This is a genomic window from Kluyvera sichuanensis (genome assembly GCF_040930405.1).
GTDB lineage: Bacteria > Pseudomonadota > Gammaproteobacteria > Enterobacterales > Enterobacteriaceae > Kluyvera > Kluyvera sichuanensis.
In genome coordinates, this window is sequence record NZ_CP162271.1 from 5,021,449 (window position 1) to 5,038,249 (window position 16,801).

Here is a 16,801-nt window from a genome sequence, read left to right on the forward strand (position 1 = left end):
GCACCAGACCTACCCTTGTGTTTCCGCCAGCCACTGCGTGACCGCTTCCGACGTTCCCCGAAACACAATCTTGTCCGCCTTCTTCTCCAACTGATAGCAGTACATTGGGTCGTAATACTCCTCCAGCAACGGCACCAGCCAGGCAAAATGCGCCTCCGTTGAGCCGGTACGCTTCTGCTCGGCCAGCGAAGCGTCGAGCGTGGCGGTCAGTTCGGCAAAACGCTGAAGCCCCAGGCGACGGCGAATGGCAAAAAGGCCATGATGTAAATAGGCGCTGTACTCTTCCCAGCCTTTCTCTTCACCAAATGCGGCGGTGAAGTCATGATACATATGGGCAAAATACTCTTCGCGCAGGCGCTCAAGACGTAGATCGAACGGATCTTCCACTACCGCGATCGGCGACTGCGCCATACGATCGCGTAGGCACTCCGGCAGGTGGTTAGCGCCGATCATGTGACCTTCATCTTCCAGCACCCAGCGAACCTTGTCCTGCTGATACGCGCCTTTCAACAGCGCGGTGGCGAGATGATTCTCAAAGGTAGCCTGAGAAAACTGCGGCGTTAACGTACGACCAAACGACGAACCTCGGTGGTGAGCGAGCCCTTCAAGGTCGATCCCCAAAGGTTGTTCGCGCACCAGCGGCGTTTTGCCGTTACCGGTACAGCCGCCGATCAGCACGATCGGATGGCGTACCAGATCCTCGGTGGCCTGAATCGCCGCCTGACGCAGCGCCTTATAGCCGCCGACGATCAACGGATAATCAATACCGCTCTCTTTGATCCAGCTCTGCGTGATATGCGAGCGCTGGCCGCCGCGTGCGCAGCACAAATAGCCCTGCGGCATGCGACGACAGGCATCGAGCCAGGCGTCAATGCGCTGCTGGCGCGTCTGCCCGGAGACCAGTTTGTGCCCCAGCGCCATTGCGGCTTCGGGCCCCTGACGTTTATAGCAGGTACCGACCGCCGCGCGTTCATCGTCGTTCATCAGCGGCAGATTGACGGCGGCGGGCATCGCGCCCTGAGCAAACTCGACGGGGGCACGCACGTCAATGATGGGCGTTTCCGCGCGCAGAATCGCGCAGTAATCCGTCCCATTATTCATGGGGAAATCCTTCTTATTTAAATCGGGGGTCATGCGGTTATGGCGGGATTTTACGCTTCAGAGAGGGGGCCGGGGAAGGATAAGTTACTTTCCCCGGCATTTAAGGCTTAATTCAGGCGTGATTGCGCCCAGGCAATACCGCTTGCGTACTCTGGCGGCAGCAGGGGAACCATCGCTTCCAGCGTGGCGCTGAGGCGGCCGGTATCGCTGTCATTGAGGTTCAGGTGGCCCACTTTACGGCCCTCGCGCACCTCTTTGTCGTACCAGTGCAGGTGCACCAGCGGCAGCTTCAGCCAGTCATAGTTCAGGTCGGTGCCAATCAGGTTCACCATTACCGACGGGCTGTTTACTACCGGCGGTGGCAATGGCAGGTCGGTAATTGCACGCAGGTGCAGCTCGAACTGGCTGATGGATGCGCCGTTCTGCGTCCAGTGGCCACTGTTGTGCACGCGTGGGGCCAGCTCGTTGATCAGCAATCCGGCCGGGGTGATGAAACACTCCATTGCCATGACGCCGACGTAGTTCAGCTCCTGCATAATCGCGCCGAGCATGGTTTCGGCCTGAGCCTGCTGCTGCGCATCCGCCTGTGGGAAGGCAACGCTCATGCGCAGAATACCGTCCTGATGCAGGTTATGGGTCAGCGGGTAGAACACGGTGCTGCCGTCATGGCCGCGCGCGCCCACCAGCGACACTTCACCGGAGAAGTTAATGCCCTGCTCAACGATGCATTCGCCATAGCACTCGTCAGGCAGCTGCGCGGTGTCATCTTTACGCAGACGCCACTGGCCGCGGCCATCGTAGCCGCCGGTGCGGCGCTTGACGATAGCCAGCTCGCCCAGACGACCGAATACTTCAGGCCATTCGTCGGCGCTTGCCAGCAGCTGCCACGGGGCGGTTGCCAGGCTAAGTTTATCGAACAGCTGCTTTTGCGTCAGACGGTCAGCAATAATCGGGAAAACGTCGCGGTTAACAAACGCGGTGTGCTCGGCCAGTTCGCGGGTCAGTGCGGTCTCCGGCCAGCGTTCGATCTCAGCGGTAATCACGCTTTGCTGAAACGGCACGGCGGCCGGGTCAGCTTCCAAACCTACCGGCCAGACGGCGATGCCCAGCGGCTCGCCGGCCTGACGCAGCATGCGGCCTAGCTGACCGTTGCCCAGCACGCAGACCTGCTTCATGCCGCACCTCGTGGGTCTGGGTTATCCAGCACTTCATCGGTTTGCGCTTTGCGCCAGTCGGCAAGGCGCTGATGCAGTTCAGCGTCGTGCTGAGCCAGGATCTGTGCGGCGAGCAGGGCGGCGTTAGCGGCACCGGCTTTCCCGATAGCCAGCGTCCCTACCGGGATACCGCGCGGCATCTGTACGATGGAGTAGAGGCTGTCTACGCCGCTTAATGCCGCGCTCTGCACCGGCACGCCGAGTACCGGCACCAGCGTTTTCGCAGCAATCATTCCGGGTAAATGCGCTGCACCACCGGCACCGGCAATAATCACCTGGTAACCGTTCTCTTCTGCCGTTTCGGCGAAGCTGAACAGCTTATCTGGCGTACGGTGGGCGGAAACCACTTCAACATGGTGAGGAACATTCAGAATATCGAGGATTTCTGTGGCGAACTGCATGGTAGCCCAGTCGCTTTTGGACCCCATCACGATGGCGATACGTGCCGGATTATTGCGGGAAGACATGCGTCTTAAAACTCCTGTGGGTGTGCTGCACACGACGTTAGAGGCCACAGAGAATAACACGGAAAACGGGCAAGGAAAACGGTTGCGTCGCCACGTGACAGGGGAATAAGGGGGAAAAATTAAAATGGGAAGGCGATAAGCGTAACGTCGTCTTGGGTGACGCGAATCATCGAGCCTTCAGTATGCCAGGCACCGAGCACCGCGCGAAATGCCGCGTCGCCGTTAGCCTCAAGAGCGTGGATATCCGGGCGATGAGTATGCCCGTGAATCAGCCACTGCACGTGATGTTTCTCCATCACGTCGACAACGGCCTGCGGGTTCACGTCCATAATGTCCATCGATTTACTGCTGTTGGCGGCCTTGCTGTCATTGCGCATCTTCTGCGCAATACGTCGGCGGATAAACAGCGGTAGGGCGAGGAACAGCTTCTGGATCCACGGGGTATGCACTTTGGCGCGAAAGGCGAGGTAGCCCGGATCGTCCGTGCAAAGGGTATCGCCGTGCATAATCAGAATGCGACGACCGTAGAGGTCAAGCACCTTTTCTTCAGGCAACAGCTGCATCCCGCTTGCTGTCGCAAAACGCTTGCCGACCAGAAAATCACGGTTGCCGTGGATGAAGTAGCAGGGTATGCCAGAATCGACCAGCGATTTGATGGCAGAAGCGACTTCACGGTGCAGCGGGTTCGGATCGTCATCGCCAATCCAGGCTTCAAACAGGTCGCCTAAGATGTACAGCGCATCGGCCTGACGGGCTTCGCCGCCTAAAAAACGCAGAAAACCGGCGGTAATCGCCGGTTCTTCTGTTTGCAGATGAAGGTCTGCAATAAAGAGTGTCGCCACCAATTACTCGCTGACGGTCACGCTTTCGATGATAACGTCTTCTTTAGGAACGTCCTGATGCATACCGCTACGACCGGTAGAGACCGCCTTGATTTTGTCGACCACGTCCATACCTTCAACCACTTCGGCGAAGACACAGTAGCCCCAACCCTGCAGGCTTTCGCCAGAGAAGTTCAGGAAGTCGTTGTCAGCTACGTTGATGAAGAACTGAGCGGTAGCGGAGTGCGGAGCCTGAGTACGCGCCATTGCCAGCGTACCACGGGTGTTTTTCAGACCGTTGTTGGCTTCGTTCTTGATAGCTTCTTTGGTGGTTTTCTGGTTCATGCCTGGCTCAAAACCACCGCCCTGGATCATGAAGCCGTTGATAACACGGTGGAAGATCGTGTTGTTGTAGAAACCTTCGCGGCAGTAGTCCAGGAAGTTTTTAACTGTTTCCGGCGCTTTGTCGTCGAAGGTTTTGATGACGATGTCGCCGTGATTAGTGTGGAAAGTAACCATTTCTGCATCCTGTTCCGTTTAGAGTGGTGCTTCAGCCCGCCTGTGGGCTGCACATAGGCATCTGTTATAGCATAACCGGGCGGCGCGATCATCTTGCATTGTGTGCTGCTTCCGGGTTGAATTATGGGTAGAATATGCCGTTTAAGGCGAAAGCCCGGTTCACACACGTAAACATGGAATTCTCGATGCTAAAAATCTTCAATACAATGACTCGCCAGAAAGAGGAATTTAAGCCCATTCATGCCGGAGAAGTTGGCATGTACGTGTGTGGTATCACCGTTTACGATCTCTGTCATATCGGTCACGGCCGTACCTTCGTCTCCTTTGACGTGGTCGCGCGTTACCTGCGCTTCCTTGGCTACAAGCTGAAGTACGTGCGCAACATCACCGATATCGACGACAAAATTATCAAACGCGCTAACGAAAACGGCGAGAGCTTTGTCGCGCTGGTCGACCGCATGATCGTCGAAATGCACAAAGACTTCGACGCGCTGAATATTCTGCGTCCGGATAACGAACCGCGCGCAACGCATCACATTCACGAGATCATCGAAATCACCGAGCAGCTGATCGCTAAAGGTCATGCCTACGTGGCGGACAACGGCGACGTGATGTTCTCGGTGCCAACCGATCCGAACTACGGCAAGCTGTCGCGTCAGGATCTGGACCAACTGCAGGCCGGCGCTCGCGTTGATGTGGTTGACGTGAAGCGCGATCCAATGGACTTCGTGCTGTGGAAAATGTCCAAAGCGGGCGAGCCAAGCTGGCCATCCCCGTGGGGCGAAGGTCGTCCTGGCTGGCACATCGAATGTTCGGCGATGAACTGCAAACAGCTGGGCAACCATTTCGACATTCACGGCGGCGGTTCGGATCTGATGTTCCCGCACCATGAAAACGAAATCGCGCAGTCTACCTGTGCGCACGACGGCGAGTACGTGAACTACTGGATGCACTCCGGCATGGTGATGGTGGACCGCGAGAAGATGTCTAAATCGCTGGGCAACTTCTTTACCGTGCGTGACGTGCTGAAGTACTACGACGCCGAAACCGTGCGCTACTTCCTGATGTCTGGCCACTATCGTAGCCAGCTGAACTACAGCGAAGAGAACCTCAAGCAGGCGCGTTCTGCGCTGGAGCGTCTGTACACTGCGCTGCGCGGTACCGACAAATCCGTCGCGCCAGCGGGCGGCGAAGCGTTCGAAGCGCGCTTTATTGAAGCGATGGACGACGACTTCAACACCCCGGAAGCCTACTCCGCGCTGTTTGATATGGCACGCGAGGTGAACCGCCTGAAGAGTGAAGATATGCATGCCGCTAACGCGCTGGCATCGCATATGCGTAAGCTCTCTGCGGTGCTGGGTCTGCTGGAACAGGAGCCTGAAGCGTTCCTGCAAAGCGGCGCGCAGGCCGACGACGGTGAAGTGGCTGAAATTGAAGCGTTAATCCAGCAACGTCTGGACGCGCGTAAAGCCAAAGACTGGGCGGCAGCCGACGCCGCGCGTGACCGTCTCAACGAGATGGGCATTGTGCTGGAAGATGGCCCGCAGGGTACCACCTGGCGTCGTAAGTAAGTCACTCATCGTAGCCCGGCCGAGCGCAAGCGACGCCGGGTCTTTCCACTCACCGACGTCGCCACCATAACCATCCCATCACCACCACCCCCGGCAACCATACCCACAGCAGTTCAGAAATAATCACCTGATGCCCGTATGGCGTGTTGTAGCGTGAGAGCGCAAACGGCGCGACCTTAATCACCTGCCACGGGGCGAAAAATCGTTCATCCGACCACGGCCACAGCCAACCCACGCCTTTGCCCCCGGTGGTTATCGAGTCCAGCAGACTATGTGATAGCAGCGAAACGGTTAAAAACAGCCAGCAGCGCATTAAGCCTGCGCCAAACCATCGTCGACCGACTATCACGCAGAGCAGGGGCACCACGAAGGCAAACAGCAGCGAATGGGTAAAGCCGCGATGGCCGAAAATATTGCCGTAGGCAATGCCGAACTTAAAGGCCAGTACATCGGCGTCGGGCAGCATCCCCAGCACAATGCCGGTCAACAATAAACGAGGTGGAATAACGCGGGTGCCGAGCCCTAAACCAAGGCACAGCGGGACGGCGGCGTGGGTAATAATCGTTGGCATCTGGAGTCCGTTTTAGCGTGGGGATTACAGAGTATCGTTGCTGAAGCGGATTTATGCAGCAGGGTGTAATTCTGAAAAATAGGGGGAGGGGATGAAACCCGGCGCCGCGATGCTCGTGTAGCCCGGGCGAGGCATTTATGCCGACCCCGGGGAGGCTCGGCACCGATTCCCGGCGTCGCATTCGCTCGGCCGGGCTACATATGGCTTACGCCGTCACGGTGACGCTCTGACCTTCAAAGCTTACGGTTTGGCCGGCGACAATTTTGCAGCGCTTGCGGGTTTCCACCGCACCGTCAACGTTAACCAGACCGTCGGCGATGGCGATTTTCGCCTGCGCACCGCTTTCGCTCCAGCCTTCCAGCTTCAGTAAATCACAGAGTTCCACATGCGGATGCTTACCCAAAGAAAATGTTGCCATCTTATGCCTTCTCCACGTCGTGATACTCTTCACACGCCTGTAAGGTGTTTTCAATCAGGGTTGCGACGGTCATTGGACCAACGCCGCCCGGTACCGGGGTGATGTAAGACGCGCGCGCGGCGGCATCTTCAAACACCACATCGCCGACTACTTTACCGTTTTCGAGGCGATTAATCCCGACATCAATGACGATGGCACCTTCTTTAATCCACTCACCTGGAATAAAACCAGGCTTGCCGACCGCAACGATCAGCAGATCCGCGTTCTCAACGTGGTGGCGCAGATTTTTGGTGAAGCGGTGGGTCACGGTGGTGGTGCAGCCAGCCAGCAGCAGCTCCATGCTCATCGGGCGACCGACGATGTTGGAGGCGCCAATCACCACGGCGTTCAGGCCGTAGGTGTCGATGTTATAGCGCTCCAGCAGCGTCACAATACCGCGCGGGGTGCACGGACGCAGACGCGGCGCGCGCTGACACAGGCGGCCAACGTTGTAAGGGTGGAAGCCGTCCACGTCTTTGTCCGGATCGATACGTTCCAGCACTTTAACGTTATCAATGCCCGCAGGCAGCGGCAGTTGCACCAGAATACCGTCGATGGTGCTGTCGGCGTTCAGTGTATCAATCAGCGTCAGCAGTTCGGCTTCTGATGTGGTTTCCGGCAGATCGTAGGAGCGGGAGACGAAGCCCACCTCTTCGCAGGCTTTGCGCTTGCTGCCGACATAAATTTGCGATGCAGGGTTGCTGCCCACCAGGACAACGGCAAGCCCAGGGGCGCGTTTTCCGGCCGCAACTCGGGCCTTCACTTTTTCCGCAACCTCAGAGCGCACCTGCTGCGCAATCGTTTTACCGTCAATAATCTTTGCTGCCATCAGGGAAAATTTTCCATCTGTCATTAACGAAGGGGGGATGGACATATTTTGTCAGATGCGAGCCTCGCTGTCAGGTATCGTTTGCGAGTTTTCCGCGGAAAGTGATTTTGTTGAAGAGTTGAACGATAGTTGGCTGCTCTTTGTTCACTGCCTCATCACGCGCAGGTTTCGCAAGGAAATGGATTGACTCACCTGCCAGTGACCGTATAATTCCACGCGTTTCACCCCACCATGAAGTTTTGACTTCCCCAGTGCGCCCTTAGCTCAGTTGGATAGAGCAACGACCTTCTAAGTCGTGGGCCGCAGGTTCGAATCCTGCAGGGCGCACCATTCTTACTTATCCCAACGTCTACTGAAGTCCACAAAACCTAGACAATCCGCCACCTCACAAGAAATCATAGTCTCCTGACGTTTACTGTCGTCTATTGAAATCTACACCCAAATGGGGGCATCATTGGGGGCATTGTCAGGTTCAATGGAATCGATGCCCCCAAATGAAGCTCACAGCAACCGAAATAAAGGCCTCTAAGCCAAAAGATAAAGCCTACAAACTATCCGATGGCGGGGGCATGTATCTTGAGATTTTCCCCAATGGCACCAAAAGTTGGCGCATGAAATACCGCGTTGGGGGGAAAGAGAAGCGGGTTGTCTTTGGAGTTTATCCGGCTGTTTCACTGGCAGAAGCCAGGACAAAGCGTGACGAAGCTAAAAGACTGCTAGCCGCTGGTGGTGATCCAAGCCACGAAAAACAGGTTGAGAAACAGGCTAAAGAGCTGGCGGTATCGAATAGCTTTGAACGGCTTGCTATCGAATGGCACGAACATAAGAGCCAGTTTTGGTCAAAGGGGTATGCAGACGATATCCTGGAGTATCTGAAGAAAGACATCTTCCCCTTCATCGGCCACCGTGCGGTAACGGATATCAAGCCGATGGAGATGCTCTCCATTTTGCGCAAGATGGAACAACGCGGTGTTCTGGATAAGCTGAAGAAAACCAGACAAGCATGTCGCCAGATTTTTACTTATGCGGTCATCACTGGTAGGGCTGAGAATAATCCCGTTACCGATCTTGCCGGCGCACTGAAATCACCAAAGCAAAAGCACTTCCCCCATTTATCCGTAGAACAGATACCTGATTTTCTCCGCGCACTGAATGACTACAGCGGCAGCATAGTCACTCGCAATGCGACGCGCTTGTTGATGCTTACCGGACTGAGAACTAAAGAACTACGAGTCTCTGAGTGGGTTGATATCGATAGCGAAAAAGGGATATGGACCATCCCTGCTGAACGGATGAAGATGCGACGCCCTCACATAGTGCCAATTACCAGCCAGATAACAGATCTGCTCGATGAGATTCGTGGGTATACCGGGCGAGGCAAATATGTATTCCCTGGCAGGAACGACGCAGGGAAGCCGATGAGCGAGGCGAGTATTAACCAGGTGATTAAGCGTATTGGGTATGATGGCATGGCGACAGGGCATGGTTTCCGCCACACGATGAGCACTATCCTTCACGAGCAGAGCTACAACACCGCGTGGATAGAAACGCAGCTGGCCCACGTCGATAAAAACTCTATCCGGGGTACGTACAACCATGCCCAGTATCTGGACGGCCGCCGAGAGATGCTTCAGTGGTATGCCGACTATATGGAGGCGCTGGAGAATGGTGAAAATGTGGTGCATGGCTCGTTTGGGAAAAGTGCCTAACTGTACGAATAGACAGTATTAATTGACGGTAGTAGACTTCAGTGGACGAACAAAGAATAGGCTATGTCTAGGCTGATCCCCGAAAACCCGCACACCTCTGTGGGCTGGCATAGCCGCTAAATCAGAGGGCGCGAGGTGGCGTATGGCAAAAGCGACAAGAAAAGACCTGACGTGGTTTGATATTAATAATTATGATTTTATAAATAATTTGACTTTGGGTGGTTTAATTAAAGAACTAGAGTGGCGGGACTGCCTTTTCAACGAATTAGCCAATCCTGATGATTCTTTTGATTATGAGAATGATATCAAATTCAATCGAATTTTTAGTGGTGATGCAAATATTGAAGTCCTTAATGATGAAGAACGCGATAATTTGGAGTTTATACACTCAGTACAAGAACAAACCCCATCATTAAGCAATCTATACGGGGAGTTACCAAAACTGCCATCAAGAGAAGGGGTCCACCCCGTCACCTTTTCAGAATTATCCATGTATGGATTTACTGCGATAGACCAAGGGTTCTTTAAAAGGGATGAAGATTATACCTATCTGAAATCTAATGCGATGTTGGCAAGTGTAACAGGTAATCTTGAGGATTGTTTTACTTCTAGTGTCTTAACGTCGATTGATCTGGACGGTGCCACTGATGACGAAATTATCACTAATTTAGCTATCCTTCTTCCATTGTGGAGAAAGCAGTTAGATCTCCCTGAGCAAGAGCACATTGCACAAAAAAGAATTGGCGTAAGAACTATACAGAAGCTCGTATCTAACAGAGTTCTTCCAATACTTGATTTACTTCTTTGGGGACAGGCGAAAAGTAAAGAAATAACAAATCCCATGTTGTCTGCTTTAGTTTTTAGTGACGATCCGAAAGATACACAGGCAATAAAGGATTCAATTAAGCCATTTGCAGTTGAAGCAATGAGCGATAAGTATACGCGGCTGCTGCGCCTGTATGCCAACAAAGATACGGAAATCGCTTCATGTAGACTGTCTGAGGTGATGCGTAGAATTTCGTAGCTGACAAAATTCGCTGGTTTTATAGTTATCTTTTTTTGCGACATCTATAAAAAGTATCTTTCTGAGATGTCGCAACTCTCAAATTTCGCGGTTTTTCATTTTTGTGAAGGACTCTTCTCGATTTCTTCGTCACCTGTAAACATCGCGGTAGTCTTGAATCGTCTACTACCGGCAACTACAGAGTTACGAGGTCTATATGTCTCACAATCTTATCCGACTCCCAGAAGTACAGCGTCGCACTGGTTATAGCAAGGCGTGGATTTACCGGCTCATGAGGGCGCAACGCTTTCCATTAGCAGTGAAAATCGGTTCTCGTGCAATCGCATTTGTTGAAAGTGAAATAGATGACTGGGTAAACCAGCGTATTGCTGAATCTCGTGGCGGGGTGGCGTAATGGAAAAGAAAAACCGCCCTATACAGCAGGCGGCTAATTCAGATACTCACACGTCTGATATTACGCCGACCACCAGCCATGAACAAGTGCCAAGGCGTACCCCAAAGAAGCACCGCGCCCGTGTTTATATGCTGCGCACTGGTGTTGAAGGATGGACAGAGAATGACATTCTACGTTATTGCCGTCTTTCTTCCGGCCGCAATTATGCGTCAGAAATGGAGCGTCGTCTGGATATTCAGCTTGAGCGTATCGACGAGAAAAACCCGGACGGCATTGGCGCACACCTGCGCTACCGCTTTGTAAGTCGTGGCGATGTTCTTCGTGTTATCCAGCTGGTTAACCACAACGCTGCCGCTGGTGGATATGAGGGACTTTCTCAGCAGGAAATAACCGACATTCTCAACCTCTACCCAGATACGCTCACTGCCGCATAACGGAGCCTGAAATATGACTATCGAAAAAAACCGATTCAATTCGGAGGCCGCCCCACAATCCAACGCCATCCAGAAGGATATTTTTGCCGTTACTGATAGCGATATTTCCGTTATCCGGTTTGAGGGCGCCAAGGTGCGCATCGTCAAAATCAGTGGAGAGCCATGGTTTGTTGCTGCGGATGTGTGTAAGGCGCTGGAAATTGGCAACCCTTCAAAAGCAGTGGCGGCTCTGGACAGCGATGAGAATACCCTAACTTCAATTCAGGGTATTCATGCTGGCCCGGGTAACCCGGTGGTCAACGTGGTGGCTGAGTCCGGTTTCTACAAACTTATCGCCCGTAGTCGCAAAGCCACTACGCCAGGCACGTTTGCGCAGAGGTTCACTAATTGGGTATTCCGCCAGGTGATCCCATCCATCCGTAAAACGGGTTCCTACGGCGTGCCGTTCGCATTCCTCAATGACTTCACACGCCGTAAAACCCAGTACACCCACAAGGCCAGCAAACGCGGCCATGACCTGCAGGCGTGTCGAAAGGAGAAGGAGAACTTAAGCCAAGAGGAGGCGACGCTCTGGCGTGACCACCAGCCGCAGTTGCCGGAAGTTGAGGGTGAAGCTGATGAGTAATGCCGTGAATCACATTTTGCACCCTATGCACAAAAATTACTTGCCGTCCGCCGCTTACCCGGTCTATGGTTATAGCGCACCAGCAAAATCTGGTGTCAGGATTGGCGTCCTGGTAAAGTACAAGGCGACACACGACGCGCCTAGCGTCTTTTTTTGTGTCCTCGCATCTTCACACCATTTTTTCAGTGATATGGCTATAGCCCGTGTCGCTAATAAAATAATGGTGGGCTGGATGGGGGCGGAGCAATCCGCGCCGGTTACCTTGTACGCCGGTTACGCCAACCCTGTTCAGCTCACCACCAGTGAAATTGGCGTTTCCGGTGGTGGGATTAAATCCCAGTACAAGGAGGCTGCCATATGTTGGCTACTACCCCTACCCCTACCCATAATCCGCAATTCATTTGGATTATCGCCGCTGTTCGCCGCGATTGTCCGACAATCAAACCTGTTCTTCACCATGTTGCTGCTGAGACTGAGCGTGCCGCTCGTCGCTCTCTGGTGCGTGATCACGTCTGTTTCTTCGCTGGACGCGTTTATGTGCGGGAGGCGCGCCATGATTAAGACCTACGATCTCCCTCTAGATCCGGCCGGTCATTCGGCCAACCTCATTTCACTGGCATTACTGATGGGCGAAGTACTGAAAGGGAACGCTGACAACCGGGATGAATACCTAGCCGCTCTTATCTCTCTTTTCGAAGTATATGCTCGAGACTTGCACAGCTTGCTGGAAGGTCACGCATTGCCGGAGGTTGCCCAATGAGCCTGAATCTACTGAATCGTCATCCGGCAGAAGTGGAAGCCGAAGCGATGCTTAGCCATCCGCAACCATACCCTGAAGGTTTCACTTTTAATGATCGCACCTCTGCACGCATGGAACGCGCGCGCCTTGGTCTGGTTCACGTCATGGTCAACTTGCTTCCTGCTGTAGAAGACGAACGTAAAGAAGATATTTATTACTGGCTGGATGCCGTTTTAACGATTGTTGATGTCACCAAAATTGATGCGGAGAGCATAGCATGAGTATTTACAACGATCTGGTGAGAGCGGGGTTTTCTGGCAAAACCAAAGAAGAGCTTAACGCTATCGACAATCATGTCAGCGATGCCTTGGATGACATTCTTATGGGGATGGAGTCTGTTGGGAAACTGATGTTCTGGGCCTCTGACAGCGAGAACTACACAGAGAATCTGGCTGCTGAAGATCTGCGTAATATCGGCGGAATGCTCTCCAGCCTGATGCCAATCTGCCGCGCGCTGCGTGATACCGCTGACAACGCGAGTGTAGCTGCTCAGTTAAAACGCTCGAAGGATTGAACCATGAAAGAACAAAACGAAGTGCTATCAAGCCACGCCGATTACGCGATCAGCTCACAGCTAGCAGAACGCATCGCAAGGGTTTGCGGTGCTGTGTGGGTCAACAATCTGACTTTATCTGGTACCGAATCGATGACAATCACTACGCCAGAGGGGCGCTCAGTGGATACTCCGCTGAAACCTTCAGATGTCGGCGCTCTGATTGATGCCTATCTGTTGCCGGTTATGAAATTGGTACACAAAGAGTCGTGGAAGCTGATAACTCTGGCCGAACTCGAACTATGGCAGAACGAGGACTGGACGCTCTCCGATTACGGCATTGCCAAGTGGGACATGCTGGTGAATTACATAGCTACGCATATCGACAACGTGGGGTATGGCGATGCGAAACATTGATGTGATCCGCCTGGTTTCTGATGCCGCCCGCGGTCGCTGGCCGGACGTACTTTCGCTGATGGGGATTGATGTCCCCGCTTCACCACGCGCGCAGGTAGCCTGTCCGGCATGCGGGGGAAAGGATCGCTTTCGCTTCGATGATGACGGGCGTGGGGCGCACTTCTGTAACTCCTGCGGTGCCGGTGATGGACTGGAGTTGGTGAAGAAGGTTAACAGCTGCGATACCACCCGGGCCAGCGCAGCTGGTGGCCGATGCGCTGGGGATGAATGTACACACCCTGCAAACTCCAATCAGTAATCACAACTCCCTACGACGGCAGGAACAGTCTGAACGCCTGGCACAGCAGCAGGCACAGGAACAGTCGGCTCGTTCTGCCCGCTTCACCTCGAAGCTGGAGGCGCTGGCGGTTCAGGCGCAGCCTGGTGAGTCTGCTTATCTGTCAGGCAAAGGACTGCCCGGGTTTACCTATCCGATCCTGCCTGACGGCACCCTGTTATTGGCGCTGGTGAATGAGACCGGCGAGTCTGCGGCTGCACAGACTATCACGACAGAAGGAGAAAAGCGTCTGCTGGCCGGTTCCGCGAAAAAGGGCTCTTATCACGTCATTAACCCTGCAGATTCGCCGGAGATGGTGATGATTGGCGAAGGGCTGGCAACCGTACTTTCTGTTCACCTGATGCGCCCTGACGCGCTGGCAGTCGTTGCCATTGATGCGGGGAACCTGTTGCCCGTAGCGCAGGTGATGCGCCAGCGGTATCCACAGGCACAAATCGTCATTGCCGCGGATAACGACATCAAGCCGGATGAGCCCAATACCGGGAAGGAGGCCGCAGAGAAAGCCGCAGCGACAGTAACGGGGCTGGTGGCGCTGCCACCTGGTGACCATAAGGTTGACTGGAACGACTACCACCAGCAGCACGGGCTGGCGAATGCCATCTCCGCTTTTAACGATTCGCTTTACCCGCCGCAAGGAGAAGACGTGACTGCGCCAGCAGAAGTGATTGATATCGGCTCTCATGCCAGCCAGAAACGCAACGCACAGAAGCCCTATGTAGATAGCCGTCGTAATGGGCTTTACTGGGTTGAGCCTAAAGAAAAGGGCGGAGAGGTCACCGAGGTAGAGAGTCTGCTTTGTTCTGCGCTGGAAGTGGTTGGTGTGGGCATTGATGACAACAGAACGCGATATCTGGTACTGCGCTGGAGGGCGCTGGGAGCGAAGGAAGAAACGACGCAGGCGATCCCCCTGGCTGATATTGGCGAAAGGGAGGGATGGCGTACACTCAAAGCTGGTGGCCTGTATATCACCACCAAAAGCGGCTTGCGCGCGACGCTGGCTGACTGGCTTCAGAGTCAGGCCCATAAAGGGGAGATCTGGCGTATTGCTCAGGCTACAGGCTGGCAGTGTGGCGCATATCTTATGCCTGATGGCTACATTATCGGTACACCAGAGATACCGGTTCTTTTTAACGGCCGCAGCTCTGCCGCATCAGGCTACACCACCAGCGGTACACCTGAGGGCTGGCGTGACAGTGTGGCGCATCTGGCAGACGGCAACTACTCCATGATGACCGGTGTTGCGGCAGCGCTGGCGGCCCCGCTGATTGGCCTGGCTGGCGCTGACGGGTTCGGGATCCATTTCTATGAACAGTCAAGCGCCGGCAAAACCACTACAGCAAACGTGGCGGCCAGCCTGTACGGCAACCCTGATGTGCTGCGTCTGACGTGGTACGGCACTGCGCTGGGGCTGGCGAACGAAGCAGCCGCACACAATGACGCGCTGATGCCCCTTGATGAAATCGGCCAGGGTGCGGATCCGGTGGAGGTCTATAAGTCGGCTTATGCGCTGTTCAACGGTACCGGGAAATTGCAGGGAGCCAAAGAGGGCGGCAACCGCGAGCTGAAACGCTGGCGGACAGTTGCCATCAGCACCGGAGAGGTAGATCTGGAGACTTTCATTGCCGGTGCCGGAAGAAAGGCAAAGGCCGGGCAGTTGGTGCGCCTGCTCAATATCCCACTCAGTAAAGCTATTCGTTTCCACGGTCATGAAAGCGGTAAGCATCATGCCGATGCGCTGAAAGATGCTTATCAGAGCCACCATGGCGCTGCTGGCCGTGCGTGGGTTCAGTGGCTGGCTGACCATCAGCAGGACGCTGTTAAAGCAGTGCGTGAGGCAGAGGCGCGCTGGCGCGGGATTATTCCGGCTGACTACGGGGAGCAGGTACATCGAGTGGGGGCACGTTTCGCCATTCTGGAGGCTGCGCTTATGGCGGGCCGGGTAGTCACCGGATGGGATGAGCAGACCTGCCGTGATGCTATCCAGTACAGCTTTAATGCATGGATCCGGGAGTTCGGCACCGGGAACAAAGAACATCAGCAAATCATCGAGCAGGCCGAAGCGTTCCTCAATGCTCACGGTCTCAGCAGGTTTGCGCCATTCCCGTATGACCCGGGCAGCCTGCCAATTGCCAATCTAGCAGGGTACCGCCAGAAGGGAGGGCACGAAGCTGATCCGGTAGTGTTCTACACCTTCCCCGCAGCTTTCGAAAAAGAGATAGCGCAGGGATTCAACGCGAAGATGTTTGCTGAGGTGCTGAAAAACGCCGGGATGCTGACCCCACCAAATACCGGGCGAGGCTATCAGCGCAAGTCTCCGCGCATTGATGGCAGGCAAATCAACGTTTACGTGATCCAGTATCAACCGGAGGGGAGCCAGCCAGAGTAATTCATTCTCTCATGTGCGTAATTTAGGTGTTAGTTCAGTTGGTTCAGTTGGTTCAGTGTTTTTATATTGCTGTTATTTAAGGGTTCACGCTCAAAAATTGAACCAACACTGAACCAACAAATGGCCCTTTTGAACCAACACAACCCCCGGATTTCAGCATCACAGACAGGTAATAGACGATGACAGCACAAATTTCAGCATACGGGCGGCTGGTGGCGGATGTGCAGAGCAGCACCACCGGCAACGGTAACCCGATGGCGTTTACCCGCATGGCGGTGACGCTGCCGTGCCAGAAAGCAGAGAACGGAGAGGCAACCTTCTGGCTGGCGATTACCGCGTTCGGCAGACAGGCCGAGGCGCTGGCGAAACACCAGAAGGGCGACATGGTTAGCGTGGCGGGCAATATGCAGGTGAATCAGTGGACGGGTAACGACGGTGGCACACAGACCGGGTATCAGGTGATCGCCGACAGCGTGATCAGCGCCAGAACGGCGCGCCCGGGCGGGAAGAAGGCTCAGCGAGGCAGGCAGTCGCCGCGCCTCAGTTTATGGGGGCTGGTAGTCCCGCATCACTTGGCGCGCAGGGTTGTGAGGAATACGACCAGATCCCGCCTTATGACGATCTAGAGCCGTT

At 54.5% G+C, this 16,801-nt stretch carries 19 protein-coding genes, 1 tRNA gene and 2 pseudogenes; 14 read left to right on the forward strand and 8 right to left on the reverse strand.

The features are described 5' to 3' along the window. Positions 1-9 precede the first annotated feature (9 nt). The 5 genes from mnmH to ppiB form a co-directional block, all read right to left on the reverse strand. Positions 10-1,101 (reverse strand): tRNA 2-selenouridine(34) synthase MnmH, encoded by a 1,092-nt coding sequence (mnmH, locus tag AB2B48_RS23820; protein ID WP_368300434.1) that lies wholly within the window; start codon positions 1,099-1,101, stop codon positions 10-12. A 107-nt stretch (positions 1,102-1,208) separates the two neighbouring features. Next, the gene (gene purK / locus AB2B48_RS23825; protein ID WP_368300435.1) at positions 1,209-2,276 is read right to left on the reverse strand and encodes a 5-(carboxyamino)imidazole ribonucleotide synthase; all 1,068 of its coding nucleotides are present in this window, start codon (positions 2,274-2,276) and stop codon (positions 1,209-1,211) included. Then, on the reverse strand, positions 2,273-2,782 hold the full coding sequence (purE, locus tag AB2B48_RS23830) for a 5-(carboxyamino)imidazole ribonucleotide mutase (protein WP_185667073.1): 510 nt from the start codon (positions 2,780-2,782) through the stop codon (positions 2,273-2,275). Before purE ends, purK begins: the two co-directional genes overlap by 4 nt. A gap of 119 nt (positions 2,783-2,901) precedes the next feature. Further along, the gene (lpxH, locus tag AB2B48_RS23835; RefSeq protein ID WP_368300436.1) at positions 2,902-3,624 is read right to left on the reverse strand and encodes a UDP-2,3-diacylglucosamine diphosphatase; all 723 of its coding nucleotides are present in this window, start codon (positions 3,622-3,624) and stop codon (positions 2,902-2,904) included. Between the two features lie 3 nt (positions 3,625-3,627). Further along, a complete protein-coding gene (gene ppiB / locus AB2B48_RS23840) occupies positions 3,628-4,122 on the reverse strand; it encodes a peptidylprolyl isomerase B (protein ID WP_035891791.1) in 495 nt (164 codons plus the stop codon). Positions 4,123-4,307: 185 nt separating this feature from the next. Here ppiB and cysS point away from each other — a divergent pair, with 185 nt between their 5' ends. Next, the gene (cysS, locus tag AB2B48_RS23845) at positions 4,308-5,693 is read left to right on the forward strand and encodes a cysteine--tRNA ligase (RefSeq protein WP_185667071.1); all 1,386 of its coding nucleotides are present in this window, start codon (positions 4,308-4,310) and stop codon (positions 5,691-5,693) included. Positions 5,694-5,742: 49 nt separating this feature from the next. Here the strand turns inward: cysS and AB2B48_RS23850 are convergent, their stop codons facing one another. The 3 genes from AB2B48_RS23850 to folD all read right to left on the reverse strand — a co-directional run bounded on the left by AB2B48_RS23850 (position 5,743) and on the right by folD (position 7,550). Then, positions 5,743-6,264 carry a metal-dependent hydrolase gene (locus tag AB2B48_RS23850; RefSeq protein WP_368300437.1) on the reverse strand — a complete coding sequence of 174 codons (522 nt, stop codon included), beginning with the start codon at positions 6,262-6,264 and terminating at the stop codon, positions 5,743-5,745. 205 nt (positions 6,265-6,469) lie between these two features. Next, positions 6,470-6,682 (reverse strand): ribosome-associated protein YbcJ, encoded by a 213-nt coding sequence (ybcJ, locus tag AB2B48_RS23855; RefSeq protein ID WP_185667069.1) that lies wholly within the window; start codon positions 6,680-6,682, stop codon positions 6,470-6,472. 1 nt (position 6,683) lies between these two features. After that, on the reverse strand, positions 6,684-7,550 hold the full coding sequence (gene folD, locus AB2B48_RS23860; protein WP_185667068.1) for a bifunctional methylenetetrahydrofolate dehydrogenase/methenyltetrahydrofolate cyclohydrolase FolD: 867 nt from the start codon (positions 7,548-7,550) through the stop codon (positions 6,684-6,686). Positions 7,551-7,803: 253 nt separating this feature from the next. Here folD and AB2B48_RS23865 point away from each other — a divergent pair. The 13 genes and pseudogenes from AB2B48_RS23865 to AB2B48_RS23925 all read left to right on the forward strand — a co-directional run bounded on the left by AB2B48_RS23865 (position 7,804) and on the right by AB2B48_RS23925 (position 16,794). Then, positions 7,804-7,880 (forward strand) — tRNA-Arg (locus tag AB2B48_RS23865). A 164-nt stretch (positions 7,881-8,044) separates the two neighbouring features. Next, positions 8,045-9,259 (forward strand): tyrosine-type recombinase/integrase, encoded by a 1,215-nt coding sequence (locus tag AB2B48_RS23870; RefSeq protein ID WP_368300438.1) that lies wholly within the window; start codon positions 8,045-8,047, stop codon positions 9,257-9,259. 142 nt (positions 9,260-9,401) lie between these two features. Continuing rightward, entirely contained in the window at positions 9,402-10,283 is an 882-nt protein-coding gene (locus AB2B48_RS23875) for a DUF6387 family protein (protein WP_368300439.1), read from the forward strand. Between the two features lie 196 nt (positions 10,284-10,479). Further along, a complete protein-coding gene (locus AB2B48_RS23880) occupies positions 10,480-10,677 on the forward strand; it encodes a helix-turn-helix transcriptional regulator (RefSeq protein ID WP_368300440.1) in 198 nt (65 codons plus the stop codon). Further along, complete coding sequence (locus AB2B48_RS23885; protein ID WP_368300441.1) at positions 10,677-11,111, forward strand: hypothetical protein; 435 nt, start codon at positions 10,677-10,679, stop codon at positions 11,109-11,111. Before AB2B48_RS23880 ends, AB2B48_RS23885 begins: the two co-directional genes overlap by 1 nt. 13 nt (positions 11,112-11,124) lie before the next feature. Continuing rightward, complete coding sequence (locus AB2B48_RS23890) at positions 11,125-11,736, forward strand: Bro-N domain-containing protein (protein ID WP_368300442.1); 612 nt, start codon at positions 11,125-11,127, stop codon at positions 11,734-11,736. 25 nt (positions 11,737-11,761) lie between these two features. After that, a pseudogene (locus AB2B48_RS23895) lies at positions 11,762-12,052 on the forward strand (ash family protein); the annotation flags it as partial. A gap of 41 nt (positions 12,053-12,093) precedes the next feature. After that, on the forward strand, positions 12,094-12,297 hold the full coding sequence (locus AB2B48_RS23900; protein ID WP_368302001.1) for a host cell division inhibitor Icd-like protein: 204 nt from the start codon (positions 12,094-12,096) through the stop codon (positions 12,295-12,297). 195 nt (positions 12,298-12,492) lie between these two features. Continuing rightward, complete coding sequence (locus tag AB2B48_RS23905) at positions 12,493-12,756, forward strand: nicotinic acetylcholine receptor subunit beta (RefSeq protein WP_368300443.1); 264 nt, start codon at positions 12,493-12,495, stop codon at positions 12,754-12,756. After that, entirely contained in the window at positions 12,753-13,049 is a 297-nt protein-coding gene (locus tag AB2B48_RS23910) for a ubiquinol-cytochrome C reductase (RefSeq protein ID WP_265639477.1), read from the forward strand. Before AB2B48_RS23905 ends, AB2B48_RS23910 begins: the two co-directional genes overlap by 4 nt. Positions 13,050-13,052: 3 nt before the next feature. After that, the gene (locus tag AB2B48_RS23915) at positions 13,053-13,445 is read left to right on the forward strand and encodes a hypothetical protein (protein ID WP_368300444.1); all 393 of its coding nucleotides are present in this window, start codon (positions 13,053-13,055) and stop codon (positions 13,443-13,445) included. Then, positions 13,432-16,168 (forward strand): annotated as a pseudogene (locus AB2B48_RS23920) (DUF927 domain-containing protein). The gene AB2B48_RS23915 and the pseudogene AB2B48_RS23920 overlap by 14 nt, the downstream one beginning before the upstream one ends. A 179-nt stretch (positions 16,169-16,347) precedes the next feature. Further along, positions 16,348-16,794, forward strand: a complete 447-nt coding sequence (locus AB2B48_RS23925; protein ID WP_368300445.1) for a single-stranded DNA-binding protein — start codon at positions 16,348-16,350, stop codon at positions 16,792-16,794. Positions 16,795-16,801 lie beyond the last annotated feature (7 nt).